We start from the raw sequence: 15883 nt of genomic DNA on the forward strand, positions 1-15883 counted from the left end.
TCAGACCGACGGGTAGCAGAAACTGTCGGTCGAGCAGTCGCCGCCCTCAAGCCGGATCTGGTGCGTGCGGTAGCCCTTGGGGAAATCGATCCAGAACTTCGGATCGAGCGCCAGGCCGCCATCCTCTCCGACATCTGCCTTGACCATCGCGGCCCCGCGGTCGCCGGGATAGAACTGGTCATCCCAAGTGGAATACAGCGAGTTGGTCCAGTAGACCCGCTTGCCGTCGCGGCTGATCTCGACCATCTGCGGGCCATAGCCGAAATCCTTGCCGTTGGGGTGCTTGGTCTTCTTGACGATGCCGCCGATCTCGACCTTGCCGGCGAGTTTCGGGTTCATCGGATCCGAGACGTCGTATTGATGCATTTCTCCGGTGCCCCAGCAAGATACATAGAGGAACCTGTCGTCCATGCTCAGGTCGATATCCGTCACCAGAGGCGGCACGGCCGAGAACCCCTTGAGCAGGTCGGGAAGGTCGTCCGGATCAGCGGGTTGCGGGTCGATGGTTATGGTTTTCCTAGCCTCGAAACTGCCGTCTTCGTTGCGCCACCAGGTGAAGACGGCCCCCTGCAAGTTGGTCGTGTCCACCACGACCCCGCAGAAGCCGTGCTGCTTGACCGGATCGTGCGCCGGCCTGATTTCCAGCGCCATCTGGTGGTTCTCGCCCAGGTCGATGGTCTGGATGTTGGTTCGGTTGCGCAGGTTCCAGAAATGGATGCGGTGCCCGTATTTGTTGGACAGAAGATCCTCGGGCACGAGCCCGTTCTCGAACTGCGGCGGCAGCGCCCATTCAGAACTGACCATGTAGTCGCGCGGCAGGTTCCACCAGAAGTCATAATGCTTGTCCTGCACGCCCCTCTCGATCTCGTAGCGGCCGATGATGTCGAATGTCTCGCAATCCATGATGAAGATGCCCGGCGGTCCATCCGTGCCATCGGGGCCACCGCCGCCAAGCGTGCTGACATAGATCCCCTCGGGGCCGCAATGGATGGTATGCGGGCGGGAATAGCCCGTTTTCGCAAAGACTTCCTCGGGTTCGATGATCTTGTGGATCTTGGCGTTCAACGGCTCCTTGACGTCGACGACATAGATGCGGCTGGACCGGATGCCGGGGATGATCAAGTACCTGCGTTCCAGAAACGCGTGCCCCGTCAGAGGCGACAGCGAAGACGAACAGGCGTTCCAGCCGAAATGGTGAAACTCGTCGCCCTTTTCGGGCATGATGACCGTGTGGACGATCTTGCAGTAATCGTCCGAACTGGGGTCCACATTCACCACGGCCAAACCATCGGGCTGCGAGAAGTCTGGGCTGAGCATCAGGGTGAAGGCCAGCTTTTCGACTGGTCCCTCCATCGCGAGCTTGGGTGACGGATAGAAGGTCGGGTCCGGTCTAAGGTTCATAACTTCCTCCCGTAACGATTTGATGTTTAATTATTTTGATGAGAACCGGTCTTGGTGCCGGCGAAATGCTGCCTGGCCAAGTGTCCGCCCAGCGGCCTTGGTCCGTCAAGAATCTTTTGAAATTGGGTCAGTCTGCCTGTTTTCGCCGACGTTCCGCGACGTCGCGGGCCAACTGGCGGGTATAGGCTTCGAGCTCGACCAGGGCCTCGTCGATCGCCTCAGCATTCCGGGCTTCGAGCGCATCTGCGATCCGGGTGTGCAGAGCTATGATCGCCTCGCGCGACCGCGCGGTAAAGGTGATCATGTTCATCAAGGGCTGCATTGCCTCGACCGCGCCGGCAAGTTGATAGGACAGGACCGGATTGCCCGCGCCATCGACGAGGGCGCGGTGAAAGGCGACGTCCGAGGCGCAGAAGGATTCATCGCTAAGGCCCGGTTGCGCCTGACGGAAAATCTCGGCCCTCATGGTGGCCAGTTGGTCCGGTGTCCGGCGCTCGGCCGCGAGCGGCGCACAGGCCCGCTCCAGCGCATAGCGCGCCTCGCAGGCGGTGTCGAAGCTGACCGCGTTCATCGACAGCAACAGCGTCGAGGTGGTAATCTGCTGCGAGTAGGCGTCCTCGAAACTCAGCCGGTTCACGAAGGCGCCACCGCTCGCGCCGCGCTGGGTTCGGATTAACGACTGCGCCGCCAGCCGTTTCAGGGCCTCGCGCACGGTGGGGCGGGACACTTGGAACTGATCCGCCAGTTCCGCCTCGGACGGCAGCCGGGCGTCAACGATCAACTCGCCCGACACGATCGCCTGCTTGATGGCTTGGGCGATCTGGGCGGACAGGTCGGCGGGATTTTGCGGGTCGATTTTCATGGCCGTGCATTTTTTATTTGTCTGACATTTAAAAGTCTGACATTTGAAAAGCAAGAGTTGAGTCGCAGGGAGGGTCGTGACCGTGCAACGGATAAGAGCCATGGCAGCGCCGCACTGGCTGGCCCTGTTCGCGGCCATCCTGCTTGCGTGGGGCGCGTTGTACCTGATGGCGGTTCCCGCCGAGATGCGCGCCTTGGGCGCCATCTATGGCGAGGATTTCTGGCGCAGCCTGTGCACGGTGACACCGGACGCGGCGGGGTTGTCAAAGATGGTGGCCATGTGGGCGCTGATGTCGGCGGCGATGATGGCGCCGACCGCGCTGCCGGCCTTTGCCACCTATGACGACCTGTCCCACGCCGCGCCGGGCACCCGGTTCGGACACCTGCTGGCGGGGTATCTGGCGGTCTGGCTGGGCTTTTCCGTTCTGGCCGCGCTGGCGCAGATGGCACTGTACCGGGCGGGCGCGGTGAACGGGCTGGGCGAAAGCGTCTCGGGGCTGTTGTCCGCGAGCCTTCTGGCGGTGGCCGGCCTGTACCAGTTTTCGGCCATCAAAGAGGCCTGCCTGAGCAAGTGCCGCCATCCGCTGACCTTCTTCATCCAGCATTGGGAGGAAGGCCCGTGGCGCAACGGGCTGCGGCTGGGGCTGGTCTGCCTGGGCTGCTGCTGGGCGCTGATGCTGCTGGCCTTCGTGGGCGGCGTGATGAACCTGGCTTTCATGGGGCTGGCCACGCTGCTGATGGTTTTCGAAAAATTGCCCGACCTGGGCCGACTTGTGACCCGCCCGCTGGGCGTGGCTTTGCTGGTCGGGGCCGCCTGGGTCGTGATTACGACAGTCTGACAAGAGGAGAGACAGACATGGCTTTGGATACGGTGGGCACGGTGCCCTGGACCATCAAGGGCGAGTTGATCCTGAACTGCAACTGCACGGTGTTCTGTCCCTGCGTGGTCAGCCTGGGCAAGCATCCGCCGACCGAGGGCTATTGCCAGGCCTGGGCGGGCATCCGCATCGACGAGGGCCAATACGGCGACGAGGACCTGTCGGGTCTGAACGTGGGCCTGTTCCTGGAAATTCCGGGCAACATGGGGCGCGGCAACTGGAAGGCCGCGGCCTTCATCGACGACCGAGCATCCGAGGCGGCCTATGAGGGGCTGGTCAACATCTTCTCGGGCGCGGCGCGGGGTACGACCGGGCTGTTCTCGGTTCTGGTCAGCGAGTTCCTGGGGGCCGAGCGGTCTCCGGTGCATTTCGAGACCGTGGGCAAGGAACGGCGTCTGATGGTCGGCAAGAAGATCCAAGGCTCAGTTGTTCCGGTCGAAGGCAAGGACGGCAAGGATATCGTCGTCACCAATACCGAATACTGGATGGGCCCTGACATCACCGTGGCCACCGCGACCAAGGGCAAGGTGCGCGCCTTTGGCCGGGTCTGGGATTTCGACGGCCGCTCGGCCGAGATCTGCCAGATCGACTGGCACGGGCCGAAGTGATGATCTCGGCCGAGTTCGCCCGACAGATGGCCCGCTACAATGCCTGGCAAAACAGGCAGTTGGCGGGCTGTCTCGCGGCGCTCGATCCCAAAGAGTTGACGAAAGATCGGGGGGCTTTCTTCGGGTCCATCCTGGGGACGGCCAACCATTTGCTGTGGGCCGATTGGCTTTGGGTATCCCGGTTCGATGGAGGACCGGAACCCGGCGGCGGCATCCCCGAGAGCGTGTCGATCTGCGCCGATCTGGAGGAATGGCGGCCAACGCGTCTTCAGACCGATGCCCGTATCGCCGACTGGGTGGACAAGCTGGAGGATGCGGCGTTGACCGGCGAGCTTACCTGGCATTCCGCCGTGCTTGGGCAGGATGTCACCAGGCCCTACGCGCTGTGCGTCGTCCATTTCTTCAACCATCAAACCCATCACCGGGGCCAGTTGCACCAAATGCTGACCGAAGCAGGAGCAGAAGCACCGGTGAGTGATCTGGTGTTCATGCCTGAGGAGCCTTGACATGGCGGTGATTACTCCGTCGCGCCGTGTGCGCAAAACCCCGTTCACGCCCGGAGTGGAGGCTGCGGGGGTTGGTGGATATACGGTCTACAACCACATGCTTTTGGCGACGTTTTTCGAAAGCGTCGAGGCCGATGCCGCGCATCTGAAACAACATGTCCAGGTGTGGGACGTGGCCTGTGAACGGCAGGTTCAGATCAAGGGGCCGGACGCCCTGCGGCTGATGAAGATGCTCAGCCCGCGCGACATGGACCGGATGCAGGCCGATCAGTGTTACTACGTGCCGACAGTGGACCACCGGGGGGGGATGCTGAACGATCCGGTGGCGGTGAAGCTGGCCGACGATCATTACTGGCTGTCCGTTGCGGACGGGGATCTGTGGCAGTTCGCTCTGGGGATCGCTATTGCGCATGGGCTGGATGTCGAAATCGACGAGCCGGATGTGTCGCCCCTGGCGGTTCAGGGACCCAAGGTCGACGATTTGATGGCACGCGTTTTCGGCGAGGAGGTGCGAGAGATCAGGTTCTTCCGCTACAAACGGCTCCCCTTCCAAGGACGTAAGTTCGTGGTGGCCCGGTCGGGATGGTCCAAGCAGGGCGGTTTTGAAATCTATGTGGAAGGCTCGGAATACGGCATGCCGCTTTGGGATGCCCTGTTCGCGGCCGGGGAGGATCTGAACGTGCGGGCCGGTTGTCCGAACAACATTGAACGGATCGAAAGCGGGCTTCTGAGCTTTGGCAGCGACATGAGGCGGGACAACACGCCTTATGAATGTGGCCTTGGGCGTTTCTGCAATTCGCCCGAGGAATACATCGGCAAGGCCGCGCTGGCCGAGCAGGCCAAAAACGGGCCGCCACGTCAGATTCGCCCGTTGGTGATCGAAGGCGAGATCGGGCTCTGCACCGGGTCATGGCCGCTGTTGGCTGAGGGGCGTCAGGTGGGGCAGGTTGCCTCGGCCGTCTTCTCTCCGGAGTTCGGGGTGAACGTGGCCATCGGCATGGTGGACCGCTCTCACTGGGCGCCGGGAACGCGAATCGAGATCGAAACGGAACACGGAATGCGGTGGGCCGTGGTGCAGGAGAAGTTCTGGAGGTAGGCGCGACGAGGTCGCGCCGCCTCCGGCGGGAGTATTTGGGAAAAGATGAAGATGTGGGGTGCGCACGGGCGGCCTCGACGAAAAGGAGAGAGATCATGTTCAACGCGTTGGTGGTTGAAAAAGATGAAGAAAGCGGTCAGGTGACCGCGTCGGTCAAGCAGCTTTCGGAAGACGTTTTGCCGAATGGTGAGGTGACCGTGGCGGTCGAGTATTCGACCGTGAACTACAAGGATGGCCTGTGCCTGAGTCCCAATGGCGGCGGGCTGGTTCGGAAGTACCCACATGTCCCGGGCATCGACTTTGCCGGAACGGTCGAGGCCTCTTCCGACGACCGCTACAAGCCGGGTGACAAGGTGGTTCTGACCGGTTGGCGCGTGGGTGAGGCGCATTGGGGCGGATATTCGCAGAAGGCCAACGTGCTGGCGGATTGGCTGGTGCCGTTGCCCGAGGGGCTGACCACCCGGCAGGCCATGGCGGTGGGCACCGCAGGCTTTACCGCGATGCTGGCGGTGATGGCGCTTGAGGATCACGGGTTGCAACCGGGGCAGGGTCCGGTCCTGGTAACCGGCGCCGCTGGTGGCGTGGGTTCGGTGGCGACGGCCATTCTGGCCAATCTCGGTTACGAGGTGGCGGCTGTCACCGGGCGCCCCGAGACCGGCGATTACCTGAAATCCCTCGGTGCTGCGACCATCGTGCCGCGCGAGGAACTGAACGAGACCACCAAGCGGCCGCTGGAGAGCGAAACCTGGGCTGGTTGCGTGGACGCCGTCGGCGGCGCGATGCTGGCGCGGGTGCTGGGGCAGATGAAATATGGCGCCTCGGTTGCCGCCGTTGGTCTGGCTGGCGGCGCGGCCTTGCCCGCGACCGTGATACCCTTTTTGTTGCGCGGGGTGAACCTGCTGGGCATCGACAGCGTCATGCAGCCCTACGAAAATCGCGTCCGCGCATGGAAGCGCATCGCGACTGACCTGCCGATGGACAAGCTCGAGGCGATGGTGCAGCCCGCCACGCTGGGTGATCTGCCGCAGCTGGGCGCAGACATTCTGAAGGGCAAGGTCAAAGGGCGCGTCGTCGTCGACGTGAACGCCTGAACCGATGCCTTGACCTGATGGCTGTCCGGCGACCCGTCGGGCAGCCGCTGCTGTTTTTTCGGAAGAAAACAAAAAAAGCCGCGAAACTGTTCTCGCCATTGCCACATTTCCCCGGCTAGATTGCTATACATCCCATTTCCGATGGCTTATGACCCATCCGAACAGCACCTGAATACGGGGAGTGAGCAGCATGTCTGACGATTTCGAACTGGACACCGATGACCTGAAACGCCGCATGGAAGGCGCGATGGCGAACCTGCGGACCGAATTCGCCTCGTTGCGAACGGGGCGGGCGTCGGCCTCGATGCTGGATCCGATCATGGTCGACGCTTACGGCTCGATGACCCCGATCAACCAGGTCGGCACGGTGAATGTGCCCGAACCTCGGATGGTCACCATTAATGTCTGGGACAAGTCCTTGGTCGGAAAGGTCGAAAAGGCGATCCGGGAAAGCGGTCTGGGCATCAATCCGCAGCTCAACGGCACCATCATCATGCTGCCGATTCCCGAACTGAACGAAGAGCGCCGCCGCGAGTTGACCAAGGTGGCCGGCCAATATGCGGAGCATGCGCGCGTGGCCATCCGCAATGTGCGCCGTGACGGTATGGATCAGATCAAGAAGGCCAAGGCTGACGGTATGTCCGAGGATGACCAGAAATTCTGGGAAAGCGAAGTCCAGGATCTGACCGACGAGATGATCAAGGCCGTGGATGCTGCGCTTGAGACCAAGCAAGCCGAGATCATGCAGGTCTGAACCGAGGTCATGTCCAGGGATCCCAAAATCGAATCTCCTGTTGGTCCGCGCCACGTCGCCATCATCATGGATGGCAATGGCCGCTGGGCGCAGGCACGGGGTCGGCCGCGGCTGTTCGGGCACCACGCTGGTGCCCGGCGCGTGCGCGAAGTGGTCGAGGCCTGTCCGCGATTGGGAATCGAATACCTGACGATCTTTGCTTTCTCGACCGAGAACTGGAAGCGTACGCAGGTCGAGGTGGCCGGGCTGATGAGCCTGTTCCGGCGCTATATCGCCAAGGAAACGCGGGCGCTAGCGGCGAACAACGTGCGAGTGCGCTTTATCGGCGATCGGGTGCGCCTCGACACGAAACTGGTGGAACTGATGGATGCGCTCGAGGCGCAGACCTGCGGCAATACCGGTGTCAACCTGACGGTGGCGCTGAACTATGGCGGGCGGGACGAGGTGGCCCGGGCCACCAAGAGGCTTGCGCAGGATGTTGCGGAAGGCAAGCTCAGGCCCGAAGACGTTGATGAAGAAACGCTGCCAAAATACTTGGATACCTGCGTTTTGCCGGATCCGGATCTGGTGATCCGCACGAGCGGCGAGGCCCGGATTTCGAACTTCCTGCTCTGGCAGTCGGCCTATGCCGAATACGAATTCATCGACACGTTGTGGCCGGATTTCACCGCCGCCGAACTGGAGCGTCTCTGTCGGAGTTTTGGAACCCGCGAACGAAGGTTCGGGAAGGTCCCAGCATGAACGAGGGCCGTTGGTCTGACCTCGCAGCCCGAACCGGGTCCGCCTTGGTTCTGATCGCCGTGGGCGCGGTCGAAGTCTGGCTGGGCGGGATTTGGTTCGAGGCATTCATCGCTATAGTCTGTGCGCTGATGATCTGGGAACTCGTCCGAATGGTCGAACCGGAGCGGTTCGGCGTTGCCGTCCAACTGGGACTTTTGACCGCGTTTGCGGTCGTGTTGAGCTACCACATGCCCTCCGTTTTCACGCTGCCCCTGCTTCTGGCGCCCGCTCTGGTCGGGGCAGGGCAGGTCGGCGCATATCGGGGGCTCTACGCTGTCTTTGCAATCTGGATTACGGCGGCGGGGCTCGGCTTCATCTCGATACGCGAGTCCATGGGGTTCGGCTGGATGGTGTGGCTTATCTCGGTCGTCGTGGTGACTGATGTGGCCGGGTATTTCGCTGGCAAGGCACTGGGCGGCCCCAAATTCTGGCCCAGGGTGAGCCCGAAAAAGACATGGTCGGGCACTGCAGGCGGATGGGTTGCGGCGGCGCTCGTGGGCGTGGGCTTTGCAGCTTACTACGAACTGGGCTTCGGGCTGGTGGTCGTCTCGGTTCTGACTTCCATGGCAAGCCAGGCCGGCGACATTGCCGAAAGCGCGATCAAGCGCACGGTCGGGGTGAAGGACAGCTCAAACCTCATTCCCGGCCATGGAGGATTCATGGACCGGTTTGACGGCATGATGGGGGCGGCGGTGTTCGTTCTGATTGCAGGGCTGATTTACTCGCCCGGAGCCATGTAATGCGAAAGGTTTCAATATTCGGCGCGACCGGATCGATCGGTCAGAACACCATCGACCTGATCGCTCGCGAGCCGGAGCGCTATGACGTGGTGGCGCTGACCGGCGGCGCGAATGTAAGCCAGTTGGCCAAGGACGCGATCCGTTTGGGCGCCGACGTGGCCGTGACGGCCTATGACGAAAATCTGGACGATCTGCGGGCGGCCTTGGCCGGCAGCGGGATCGAGGCCGCGTCGGGGCAAACCGCGCTGGTCGAGGTCGCGTCGCGCCCGGCTGACTGGGTGATGTCGGCCATCGTGGGATCGGCCGGGTTGGCGCCCGGGATCGAAGCGTTGAAGCAAGGCGCAACGCTCGCGTTGGCCAACAAGGAAACCTTGGTTTGCGCCGGCCGGCTTGTGCTGGAGACCGCGCGCCGGCATGGGGCCGGATTGCTACCGGTCGACAGCGAGCATTCCGCCGTTTTCCAGGCCCTCGTCGGCGAGGACATGTCCGCGGTCGAGCGCATCATCATCACTGCGAGCGGCGGTGCTTTTCGTGACTGGCCGATCGAGGATCTGGCCCGCGCGACGGTCGAACAGGCGTCGTGCCATCCGAACTGGAACATGGGGCAACGGATCACGATCGACAGCGCATCGATGTTCAACAAGGCGTTGGAAGTCATAGAAACACATGAATTTTTCGGGGTAGAACCGGACCGGATCGAGGTTCTGGTGCATCCTGAATCCATGGTGCACGCGCTGGTCGGGTTCCGTGACGGAGCCCTGATGGCGCATCTGGGCGCGCCGGACATGCGCCATGCCATCGGCTATGCTCTGCACTGGCCGGAAAGGCGCGACCTGCCCGTCGAGCGGCTGGATCTGGCCAAATTGGGACAGTTGCATTTCAGGACGCCGGACGAGAGCAGGTATCCCGCACTTCGCCTCGCCCGTGAGGTTATGGAACGTGGCGGCCTTGCCGGAGCAGCCTTCAATGCGGCCAAGGAGCGCGCGCTGGATCTGTTCATTGACCGCAAGATCGGGTTTCTGGAGATGGCCGATCGCGTAGAGGCGGTCCTGAGCCGCTTTGAAATGGACAATGGTTTGCTTGATCTCCCCATGACACTTGATAACGTTCTTGAAACGGACCATCTGGCACGTAGGTGGTTGGACGAGGCCGTGGTTACGCGAGCAGGTTAGGAATTTGGATATTTTTTCTTTGATCCCCCAATTTGGCGGTTTTGTTTACACGGTGGTTGCCTTCGTGGTGGCGCTTTCGGTCATCGTCGCGGTGCATGAATTTGGCCACTATATCGTCGGAAGATGGTCGGGCATTCACGCCGAGGTGTTTTCCGTGGGTATGGGCCCGGCGCTGTGGAGTCGTACCGACAAGCGCGGAACGCGATGGCAAATCGCAGCCTTTCCGTTTGGGGGCTATGTCAAGTTCCTCGGCGATTCCAACGCCGCCTCGGGCAAGGATAGCGAAACGATTGCCGAGATCTACCTGCGCGATCCAGAAGAATTGCGGCGGACAATGCATGGTGCGCCCTTGTGGGCGCGCACGGCAACGGTTGCTGCGGGCCCGGTGTTCAACTTCATCCTCTCCGTTCTGGTTTTCGGCCTGGTCTTCTGGAGCCAGGGGCAACCCAAGGACCCGCTGACCGTCGGCACGCTTTACCCGTTGCCGGGGGCGGTTCAGGAACTGCAGGTCGGGGATGAAATTGTCGCGATCGAAGAGATTCCGGTGCCGGGTTTCGGCGGCGAGGACGGCAGTTGGTCGAAATTCGTGAAAGCGCTGCCTGTCCAGCCGACTCTGGAATACAAGGTGCTGCGCGATGGTCAGGAACTGACGGTAAATGGTCCTTGGCTGTTCCCGCCTCGAATCCAGCAACTGGCTCCGCAAAGCGCCGCCATGGATAGCGGTCTGGCGGTCGGCGACGTCATTGTAGCAGTGGATGGAGAGCCGATATTCGCCTTTGAACAACTAAAGGAGAAGGCCGAAGGTTCGGATGGGCGCCCGTTGTTGCTGACTGTCTGGAGAGACGGTGCGGAACTCGAGTTTGCGCTGGCGCCGAGACGCACGGATGAGCCCAAACCCGGCGGCGGATTCGTCACGCGGTGGAGGATCGGAATTGTTGGCGGTATGGCACTGGAGCCGGCGACAGAGCCGACAGGGTTCGGCACTGCTCTGGTTGGCGGTGCATTGCAGACGTTGCAGGTCATCGAAGGATCGCTGTCGGGAATCTGGCACATGGTCACCGGCGCGATCAGCACCTGCAACATTTCCGGACCCATCGGGATTGCGGAAACTTCGGGCGAAATGGCGAGCCAAGGCGCGCAGAGCTTTGTATTTTTCATTGCGGTGCTTTCTACCGCAGTGGGGCTACTGAATCTCTTTCCCATTCCGGCGCTGGATGGCGGCCATCTGCTGTTTTACGCCTACGAGGCGGTGTCGGGACGTCCGCCCAGCGACGCGGCCTTGCGGGTGCTGATGGCGATCGGGATTACGATAATCCTGTCATTGATGGTGTTCGCCCTGAGCAACGACATTTTCTGCTGAGCAAGGTACACTGCGCCAAACTCTGGCCATATTCGCTGGATAGAATGCCGGAAAACAGGAACTATCCATGCGAACGCAGGCGGGCGAGACATGCCAAAAACTCTTGAGAATTCCTATCGTGGCCTGAGCCTATTGATGACCTTGAACTGGGACCGTTTCCTTAGCTTTGGTGCAATTGTCCTGGCTCTTGCATTGGGGGCCTATGTGGCGTCCCTGTGATTCCCTCCAGCAGGTGTAAGACAACGAAACGCGGCCCGACGGGCCGCGTTGTTGCTTTGTGCTTTTGACAACCTTTGGCAATGTGGGTACTCAGCTTTTAACGTCTCAAAAGAGCTGGGTAGTGATAACAATGACTGACGGGCGAGGCGCGGGCACATCCTGCGGTTGCGATGCGGCAAAGGTCCACATGTTGTGGCGGGTTGCAGCAGTTTTTTCCTTCGTTTTTGCAACGGTATTTCTGGTTCTGCCCCTGCCGGCAGATGCTCAGACCTACACCTTCAATTCGGTGCGGGTTGAAGGAAACCAACGCATAGAAACCGCTACCATCGTGGCGCGTACGGGAATCGAGCGCGGCAAGCCGGTGTCGGCGGGGCAAGTAAATGACGCATACCAGCGACTGCTTGACAGTGGCGTTTTTGAAACAGTCGAGCTGACGCCGAAAGGCGATACCCTGGTCATTTCGGTGACCGAGTATCCGACGATCAACCGGATCAGTTTCGAGGGCAATCGCCGGGTCAAGGACGAGGTGTTGCAGGACGCCATCGGCTCGCAGTCGCGCAAGGTGTTCACACCCGAGCAGGCCGAAAAGGACGCCAACACCGTCGCCGAGATCTACTCGGCTCAGGGCCGCGTCTCGGCCACCGTCGTGCCGCGCATCATCCGCCGCAGCGACAACCGCGTCGATCTGGTGTTCGAGATTTCCGAAGGCACCACGATCGAGATCGAACGGGTGAGCTTTGTCGGAAACCGTGCCTACTCGGACCGCCGTCTGCGCCAGGTGCTGGCAACCAAGCAGGCCAACCTGCTGCGGACCTTCCTGCGCTCGGATACCTTCATTGCCGACCGGATCGAATTCGACAAACAGGTGCTGCGTGATTTCTACCTGTCCCGCGGCTATGTCGATTTCCGCGTCAACAGCGCGAATGTTGAATTCACCCGCGAGCGCGATGCTTTCTACCTAGTGATGAACGTGACCGAGGGTCAGCAGTTCTCATTCGGAAAGATCACGACTGTCAGCGAGATCCCCGGCGTTGACCCCGCCGCCTATCAAAAGGCGTTGAAGATCAAGCCGGGCGTCACCTACTCGCCGTCGCTGGTGGAAAACTCCATCGCGCGCATGGAGCGGCTGGGCCTCAAGCAGGGCGTTGATTTCCTGCGGGTCGAGCCGCGCATCAAGCGCAACAACCGCGACCTGACGCTGGACGTAGAATTCGCGCTGACCAAGGGGCCGCGCATCTTTGTCGAACGGATCGACATCGAGGGCAACACCACGACCCTCGATCGCGTGATCCGCCGTCAGTTCAACTCGGTCGAGGGTGACCCCTTCAACCCGCGTGAGATCCGGCAAAGCGCCGAAAGGATCCGTGCGCTCGGGTTCTTCGCGACCGCAGACGTGGAAACCCGCGAAGGCTCGTCGCCAAGCCAAGTCATCATCGATGTCGATGTGGAAGAGCAGCCGACAGGCTCGCTCAGCCTCGGCGGTAGTTACTCGGTTTCGGATGGCTTCGGTGTCGCCATCGGCCTGCAGGAAACCAACTTCCTCGGTCGGGGACAGACTCTGGGCCTGACATTGTCGACGGCGCAGGACTCCGAGCAGTACGTTGTCAACTTTTCCGAGCCCTATCTTCTGGGCCGCAAGCTGCGCTTCGACCTCGGAACCGGACTGTCGACGCAGAACTCGAGCTTTGCGTCCTATGACGTCAAGCGCGTATTCTTCAATCCCGCTCTGACGTTCGATACCGGCGAGCTGTCCTCGGTTCAGTTCCGCTACAGCTGGCAGGACAGCGAGATGGAAGCCCGGGATGACGAAGTGAACGGGGCCGTCATCAGCTCCGAAATCGCGCAAGGCAAGCTGACCACGAGCCTGTTCGGAGTCAAGTATACCTATGACAGCCGTCTGGGTGGCCTGAATCCTAACTCCGGCATCCTGTTCTCGGTAGGTGTCGATGCCGCCGGTCTTGGCGGAGACAACGAGTTCATCAAGACCTCGGGCCGCGTCATTGCCCAGACCAAGGTGCTGAACGAAGAGGTGACTCTGCGGGCGACCCTGGAGGCGGGCGCCCTGTCCTGGAGTGGCAACAACTTCAGCCGGACGATTGACCGTTTCATCCTCGGGCCCAACACCTTCCGTGGTTTCGAACCGGCCGGTATCGGCCCGCGCGACCTGTCGAACGGGCAGGATGATGCCATCGGCGGCAACTACTACTGGGTCACCCGCCTGGAAGCCGAATTCCCGCTGGGTCTGCCCGAAGAGCTGGGGCTGCGCGGCGGCGTTTTCTACGACGTCGGAAACCTGTGGGATCTGTCGGATGTAAACACTGCCGGTGCGAACGTCGTCGGTGCCGACGGCTCCGTGCGGCATGTGGTCGGCCTGTCCTTCCTGTGGACCACCGGGTTCGGACCGCTCCAGTTCAACTTCTCGAAGGCGCTCAAGAAAGAAGATTTCGACAAGGAACAGAGTTTCGACCTGACCATTCAGGCCAGGTTCTGACGCCTGATGGACATAGGTCTGCTGAAATTTTTGCGACAGGGCCCCTTGCGGGCCCTGTGCGTCTTTCTGGCTCTGATGGGGCCCGTGGCGGGGCATGCGCAGCAGCTTGGTTTGCCCGAGGCACCGATCCTGACGATCTCAAGCGATCGCCTTTTTTCTGAATCGGCTTTCGGGCAGCGGGTCATCCGGGAAATCGAAGCCGAAGGAGCGGCGCTTGCTGCCGAAAACGAACGTATCGTCGCGGAACTGAGCCGGGAAGAGAAGGAACTGACGCAAAAGCGCGCCGAGATGGATCCTGACGCTTTCCGCGAATTGGCCGATGCCTTCGATCGCAAGGTGCAAAGCCACCGGGACGGCCAGCGCGCCAAGCTGGAGGCTCTTGGCGCGCGAGGCGAAGAGGCTCGCGGAACGTTTCTGCAACTGGCCCGCCCGATTCTCGTCGCGCTGCTACACGACTCGGGCGCTGGTGTCATTCTCGAACGGTCGAGCGTATTTCTCAGTTCCGATGCCACCGATATCACCGATATCGCAATCGCCCGCATAGATGCGGCGATTGGCGACGGCAGGGATCTGGAAAAGCCCAAGGGTAAATAGGCACGCTTGCTCTTGGAGAGCGGGATTGCTAACCACGCACGAAACACCAGTCCAGAACAGGAAAACTGCACGATGACCACGGAAACCAAGAGTGCCGACATTCAGCTGATTCAGCGGATCCTGCCGCACCGCTACCCGTTTCTGCTGGTCGACAAGGTCGTCGACATCAACGGCTACAAATCCGCTGTCGGAATCAAGAACGTCACGATGAACGAGCCGCACTTCCAGGGGCATTTTCCGGGAACGCCGATCATGCCCGGCGTCACAATCGTCGAAGCGATGGCGCAGACCGCCGGCGTGATGCTGGGTGTCGGATTCGACGTGGTCGATACCGAGCTGCTGATCTATTTCATGTCCATCGACAAGTGCAAGTTCCGCCGCAAGGTGGTGCCCGGAGATGTCATGAAAATGCATGTGACCACCGTGCGCGGCAAGCCGGGCGGCAAGCTGTTCAAGTTCAGCGGCGTCGCCTCGGTCGATGGAGAGGTTGCCGCCGAAGCCGAGTTCTCGGCCTATGTGGACTGGACCATGGAAAAAACCGCATGAGCCAGATTCATCCCAGCGCAATCATCGAAGACGGCGCCGAGATCGGACAGGATTGCGTTATCGGTCCGTTCTGCTTTGTCGGAGCCCAAGTGAAGCTGGGCGACCGGGTCGAGTTGAAATCGCATGTGGTGGTCACCGGCGATACGACCATCGGTGACGACAGCGTGATCTTCAATTTCGCGGTGATCGGAGAGATTCCGCAGGACCTGAAGTTCAAGGGTGAAAACACCCGTCTGGAAATCGGCAAGCGCAACCGCATTCGCGAGCATGTGACGGTCAATGCCGGCACCGAGGGTGGCGGCGGTGTCACTCGGATCGGCGATGACTGCCTGTTGATGGCCGGGGCGCATGTGGCCCATGACGTGCAGATCGGCAACCGGGTGATCATGGTGAACCATTCAGGCGCCGCAGGTCACTGCATCATCGAGGATGACGTTATCGTCGGCGGCCTCTCTGGTCTGCACCAGTGGGTGCGTGTCGGGCGCGGGGCCATCATAGGGGCGCTGACCATGGTGCCCAGCGATGTGATTCCCTATGGGCTGGTGCAGGCACCGCGCGGCAAGCTGGATGGTCTGAACCTGGTCGGCCTCAAGCGCCGTGGCGTTCCTCGGGCGGACATCTCGGCATTGCGGGCCGCGTTCCGCGAACTGTCCGAAGGTGACGGCACCTTCATGGAGCGCGCCAAGCGCCTGGGCGAGGGAGCCGACAGCGAATACGTCCAGCGGATCGTCGATTTCGTTACGGGCGAGAGCGACCGGTCCTTCCTGACGCCGGGGAAGTAGCACG

Annotated in this window: 16 protein-coding genes; 14 read left to right on the top strand and 2 right to left on the bottom strand. The window is 61.3% G+C overall.

Annotated elements, in window-relative coordinates; all coding sequences use genetic code 11:
• Positions 1 to 1401 (bottom strand): selenium-binding protein SBP56-related protein, encoded by a 1401-nt coding sequence (locus AVO45_RS02520; protein WP_068344149.1) that lies wholly within the window; start codon positions 1399 to 1401, stop codon positions 1 to 3.
• 127 nt (positions 1402 to 1528) lie between these two features.
• Positions 1529 to 2263, bottom strand: coding sequence for a FadR/GntR family transcriptional regulator (locus tag AVO45_RS02525; RefSeq protein ID WP_068344153.1), 735 nt, complete (start codon positions 2261 to 2263; stop codon positions 1529 to 1531).
• A 100-nt stretch (positions 2264 to 2363) separates the two neighbouring features.
• On the opposite strand from AVO45_RS02525, the gene AVO45_RS02530 reads away from it, so the two are divergent.
• The 14 genes from AVO45_RS02530 to lpxA all read left to right on the top strand — a co-directional run bounded on the left by AVO45_RS02530 (position 2364) and on the right by lpxA (position 15879).
• Complete coding sequence (locus tag AVO45_RS02530) at positions 2364 to 3101, top strand: DUF2182 domain-containing protein (protein WP_068344155.1); 738 nt, start codon at positions 2364 to 2366, stop codon at positions 3099 to 3101.
• A gap of 17 nt (positions 3102 to 3118) precedes the next feature.
• On the top strand, positions 3119 to 3748 hold the full coding sequence (locus AVO45_RS02535; protein WP_068344156.1) for a DUF1326 domain-containing protein: 630 nt from the start codon (positions 3119 to 3121) through the stop codon (positions 3746 to 3748).
• Positions 3748 to 4254 carry a DinB family protein gene (locus AVO45_RS02540; RefSeq protein ID WP_068344157.1) on the top strand — a complete coding sequence of 169 codons (507 nt, stop codon included), beginning with the start codon at positions 3748 to 3750 and terminating at the stop codon, positions 4252 to 4254. The genes AVO45_RS02535 and AVO45_RS02540 overlap by 1 nt, the downstream gene beginning before the upstream one ends.
• 1 nt (position 4255) lies before the next feature.
• Entirely contained in the window at positions 4256 to 5350 is a 1095-nt protein-coding gene (locus tag AVO45_RS02545) for a dimethylsulfoniopropionate demethylase (protein ID WP_068344158.1), read from the top strand.
• A 95-nt stretch (positions 5351 to 5445) separates the two neighbouring features.
• Positions 5446 to 6441: an acryloyl-CoA reductase gene (gene acuI / locus AVO45_RS02550; RefSeq protein WP_068344159.1), complete on the top strand. Its 996-nt coding sequence runs from the start codon at positions 5446 to 5448 to the stop codon at positions 6439 to 6441.
• A gap of 190 nt (positions 6442 to 6631) precedes the next feature.
• Positions 6632 to 7195: a ribosome recycling factor gene (gene frr / locus AVO45_RS02555; protein WP_068344160.1), complete on the top strand. Its 564-nt coding sequence runs from the start codon at positions 6632 to 6634 to the stop codon at positions 7193 to 7195.
• 9 nt (positions 7196 to 7204) lie between these two features.
• Complete coding sequence (locus tag AVO45_RS02560; RefSeq protein WP_068344161.1) at positions 7205 to 7936, top strand: isoprenyl transferase; 732 nt, start codon at positions 7205 to 7207, stop codon at positions 7934 to 7936.
• Complete coding sequence (locus AVO45_RS02565) at positions 7933 to 8715, top strand: phosphatidate cytidylyltransferase (protein WP_068344163.1); 783 nt, start codon at positions 7933 to 7935, stop codon at positions 8713 to 8715. The genes AVO45_RS02560 and AVO45_RS02565 overlap by 4 nt, the downstream gene beginning before the upstream one ends.
• Positions 8715 to 9887, top strand: a complete 1173-nt coding sequence (gene dxr, locus AVO45_RS02570) for a 1-deoxy-D-xylulose-5-phosphate reductoisomerase (RefSeq protein WP_068344165.1) — start codon at positions 8715 to 8717, stop codon at positions 9885 to 9887. Before AVO45_RS02565 ends, dxr begins: the two co-directional genes overlap by 1 nt.
• A 4-nt stretch (positions 9888 to 9891) precedes the next feature.
• On the top strand, positions 9892 to 11247 hold the full coding sequence (gene rseP, locus AVO45_RS02575; RefSeq protein ID WP_068344168.1) for an RIP metalloprotease RseP: 1356 nt from the start codon (positions 9892 to 9894) through the stop codon (positions 11245 to 11247).
• Positions 11248 to 11653: 406 nt separating this feature from the next.
• Entirely contained in the window at positions 11654 to 13957 is a 2304-nt protein-coding gene (bamA, locus tag AVO45_RS02580; protein WP_420819925.1) for an outer membrane protein assembly factor BamA, read from the top strand.
• Positions 13958 to 13963: 6 nt separating this feature from the next.
• Complete coding sequence (locus AVO45_RS02585) at positions 13964 to 14551, top strand: OmpH/Skp family outer membrane protein (protein ID WP_082688631.1); 588 nt, start codon at positions 13964 to 13966, stop codon at positions 14549 to 14551.
• Between the two features lie 72 nt (positions 14552 to 14623).
• On the top strand, positions 14624 to 15097 hold the full coding sequence (fabZ, locus tag AVO45_RS02590; protein WP_068344172.1) for a 3-hydroxyacyl-ACP dehydratase FabZ: 474 nt from the start codon (positions 14624 to 14626) through the stop codon (positions 15095 to 15097).
• Positions 15094 to 15879 (top strand): acyl-ACP--UDP-N-acetylglucosamine O-acyltransferase, encoded by a 786-nt coding sequence (lpxA, locus tag AVO45_RS02595; RefSeq protein WP_068344174.1) that lies wholly within the window; start codon positions 15094 to 15096, stop codon positions 15877 to 15879. Before fabZ ends, lpxA begins: the two co-directional genes overlap by 4 nt.
• The last annotated feature ends 4 nt before the right edge of the window (positions 15880 to 15883 follow it).

The sequence above is a fragment of the Ruegeria marisrubri genome (assembly GCF_001507595.1).
Classification (GTDB): Bacteria; Pseudomonadota; Alphaproteobacteria; order Rhodobacterales; family Rhodobacteraceae; genus Ruegeria; species Ruegeria marisrubri.

Bases quoted from the DNA above. Each gene is read 5' to 3' on its own strand.
- AVO45_RS02520 (WP_068344149.1), bottom strand. From the start codon at position 1,401: ATGAACCTTAGACCGGACCCGACCTTCTATCCGTCACCCAAGCTCGCG.
- acuI (WP_068344159.1), top strand. From the start codon at position 5,446: ATGTTCAACGCGTTGGTGGTTGAAAAAGATGAAGAAAGCGGTCAGGTG.
- AVO45_RS02545 (WP_068344158.1), top strand. From the start codon at position 4,256: ATGGCGGTGATTACTCCGTCGCGCCGTGTGCGCAAAACCCCGTTCACG.
- dxr (WP_068344165.1), top strand. From the start codon at position 8,715: ATGCGAAAGGTTTCAATATTCGGCGCGACCGGATCGATCGGTCAGAAC.
- lpxA (WP_068344174.1), top strand. From the start codon at position 15,094: ATGAGCCAGATTCATCCCAGCGCAATCATCGAAGACGGCGCCGAGATC.
- AVO45_RS02585 (WP_082688631.1), top strand. From the start codon at position 13,964: ATGGACATAGGTCTGCTGAAATTTTTGCGACAGGGCCCCTTGCGGGCC.
- AVO45_RS02530 (WP_068344155.1), top strand. From the start codon at position 2,364: ATGGCAGCGCCGCACTGGCTGGCCCTGTTCGCGGCCATCCTGCTTGCG.
- AVO45_RS02525 (WP_068344153.1), bottom strand. From the start codon at position 2,263: ATGAAAATCGACCCGCAAAATCCCGCCGACCTGTCCGCCCAGATCGCC.
- AVO45_RS02565 (WP_068344163.1), top strand. From the start codon at position 7,933: ATGAACGAGGGCCGTTGGTCTGACCTCGCAGCCCGAACCGGGTCCGCC.
- AVO45_RS02535 (WP_068344156.1), top strand. From the start codon at position 3,119: ATGGCTTTGGATACGGTGGGCACGGTGCCCTGGACCATCAAGGGCGAG.
- AVO45_RS02540 (WP_068344157.1), top strand. From the start codon at position 3,748: ATGATCTCGGCCGAGTTCGCCCGACAGATGGCCCGCTACAATGCCTGG.
- AVO45_RS02560 (WP_068344161.1), top strand. From the start codon at position 7,205: ATGTCCAGGGATCCCAAAATCGAATCTCCTGTTGGTCCGCGCCACGTC.
- bamA (WP_420819925.1), top strand. From the start codon at position 11,654: ATGTTGTGGCGGGTTGCAGCAGTTTTTTCCTTCGTTTTTGCAACGGTA.
- frr (WP_068344160.1), top strand. From the start codon at position 6,632: ATGTCTGACGATTTCGAACTGGACACCGATGACCTGAAACGCCGCATG.
- fabZ (WP_068344172.1), top strand. From the start codon at position 14,624: ATGACCACGGAAACCAAGAGTGCCGACATTCAGCTGATTCAGCGGATC.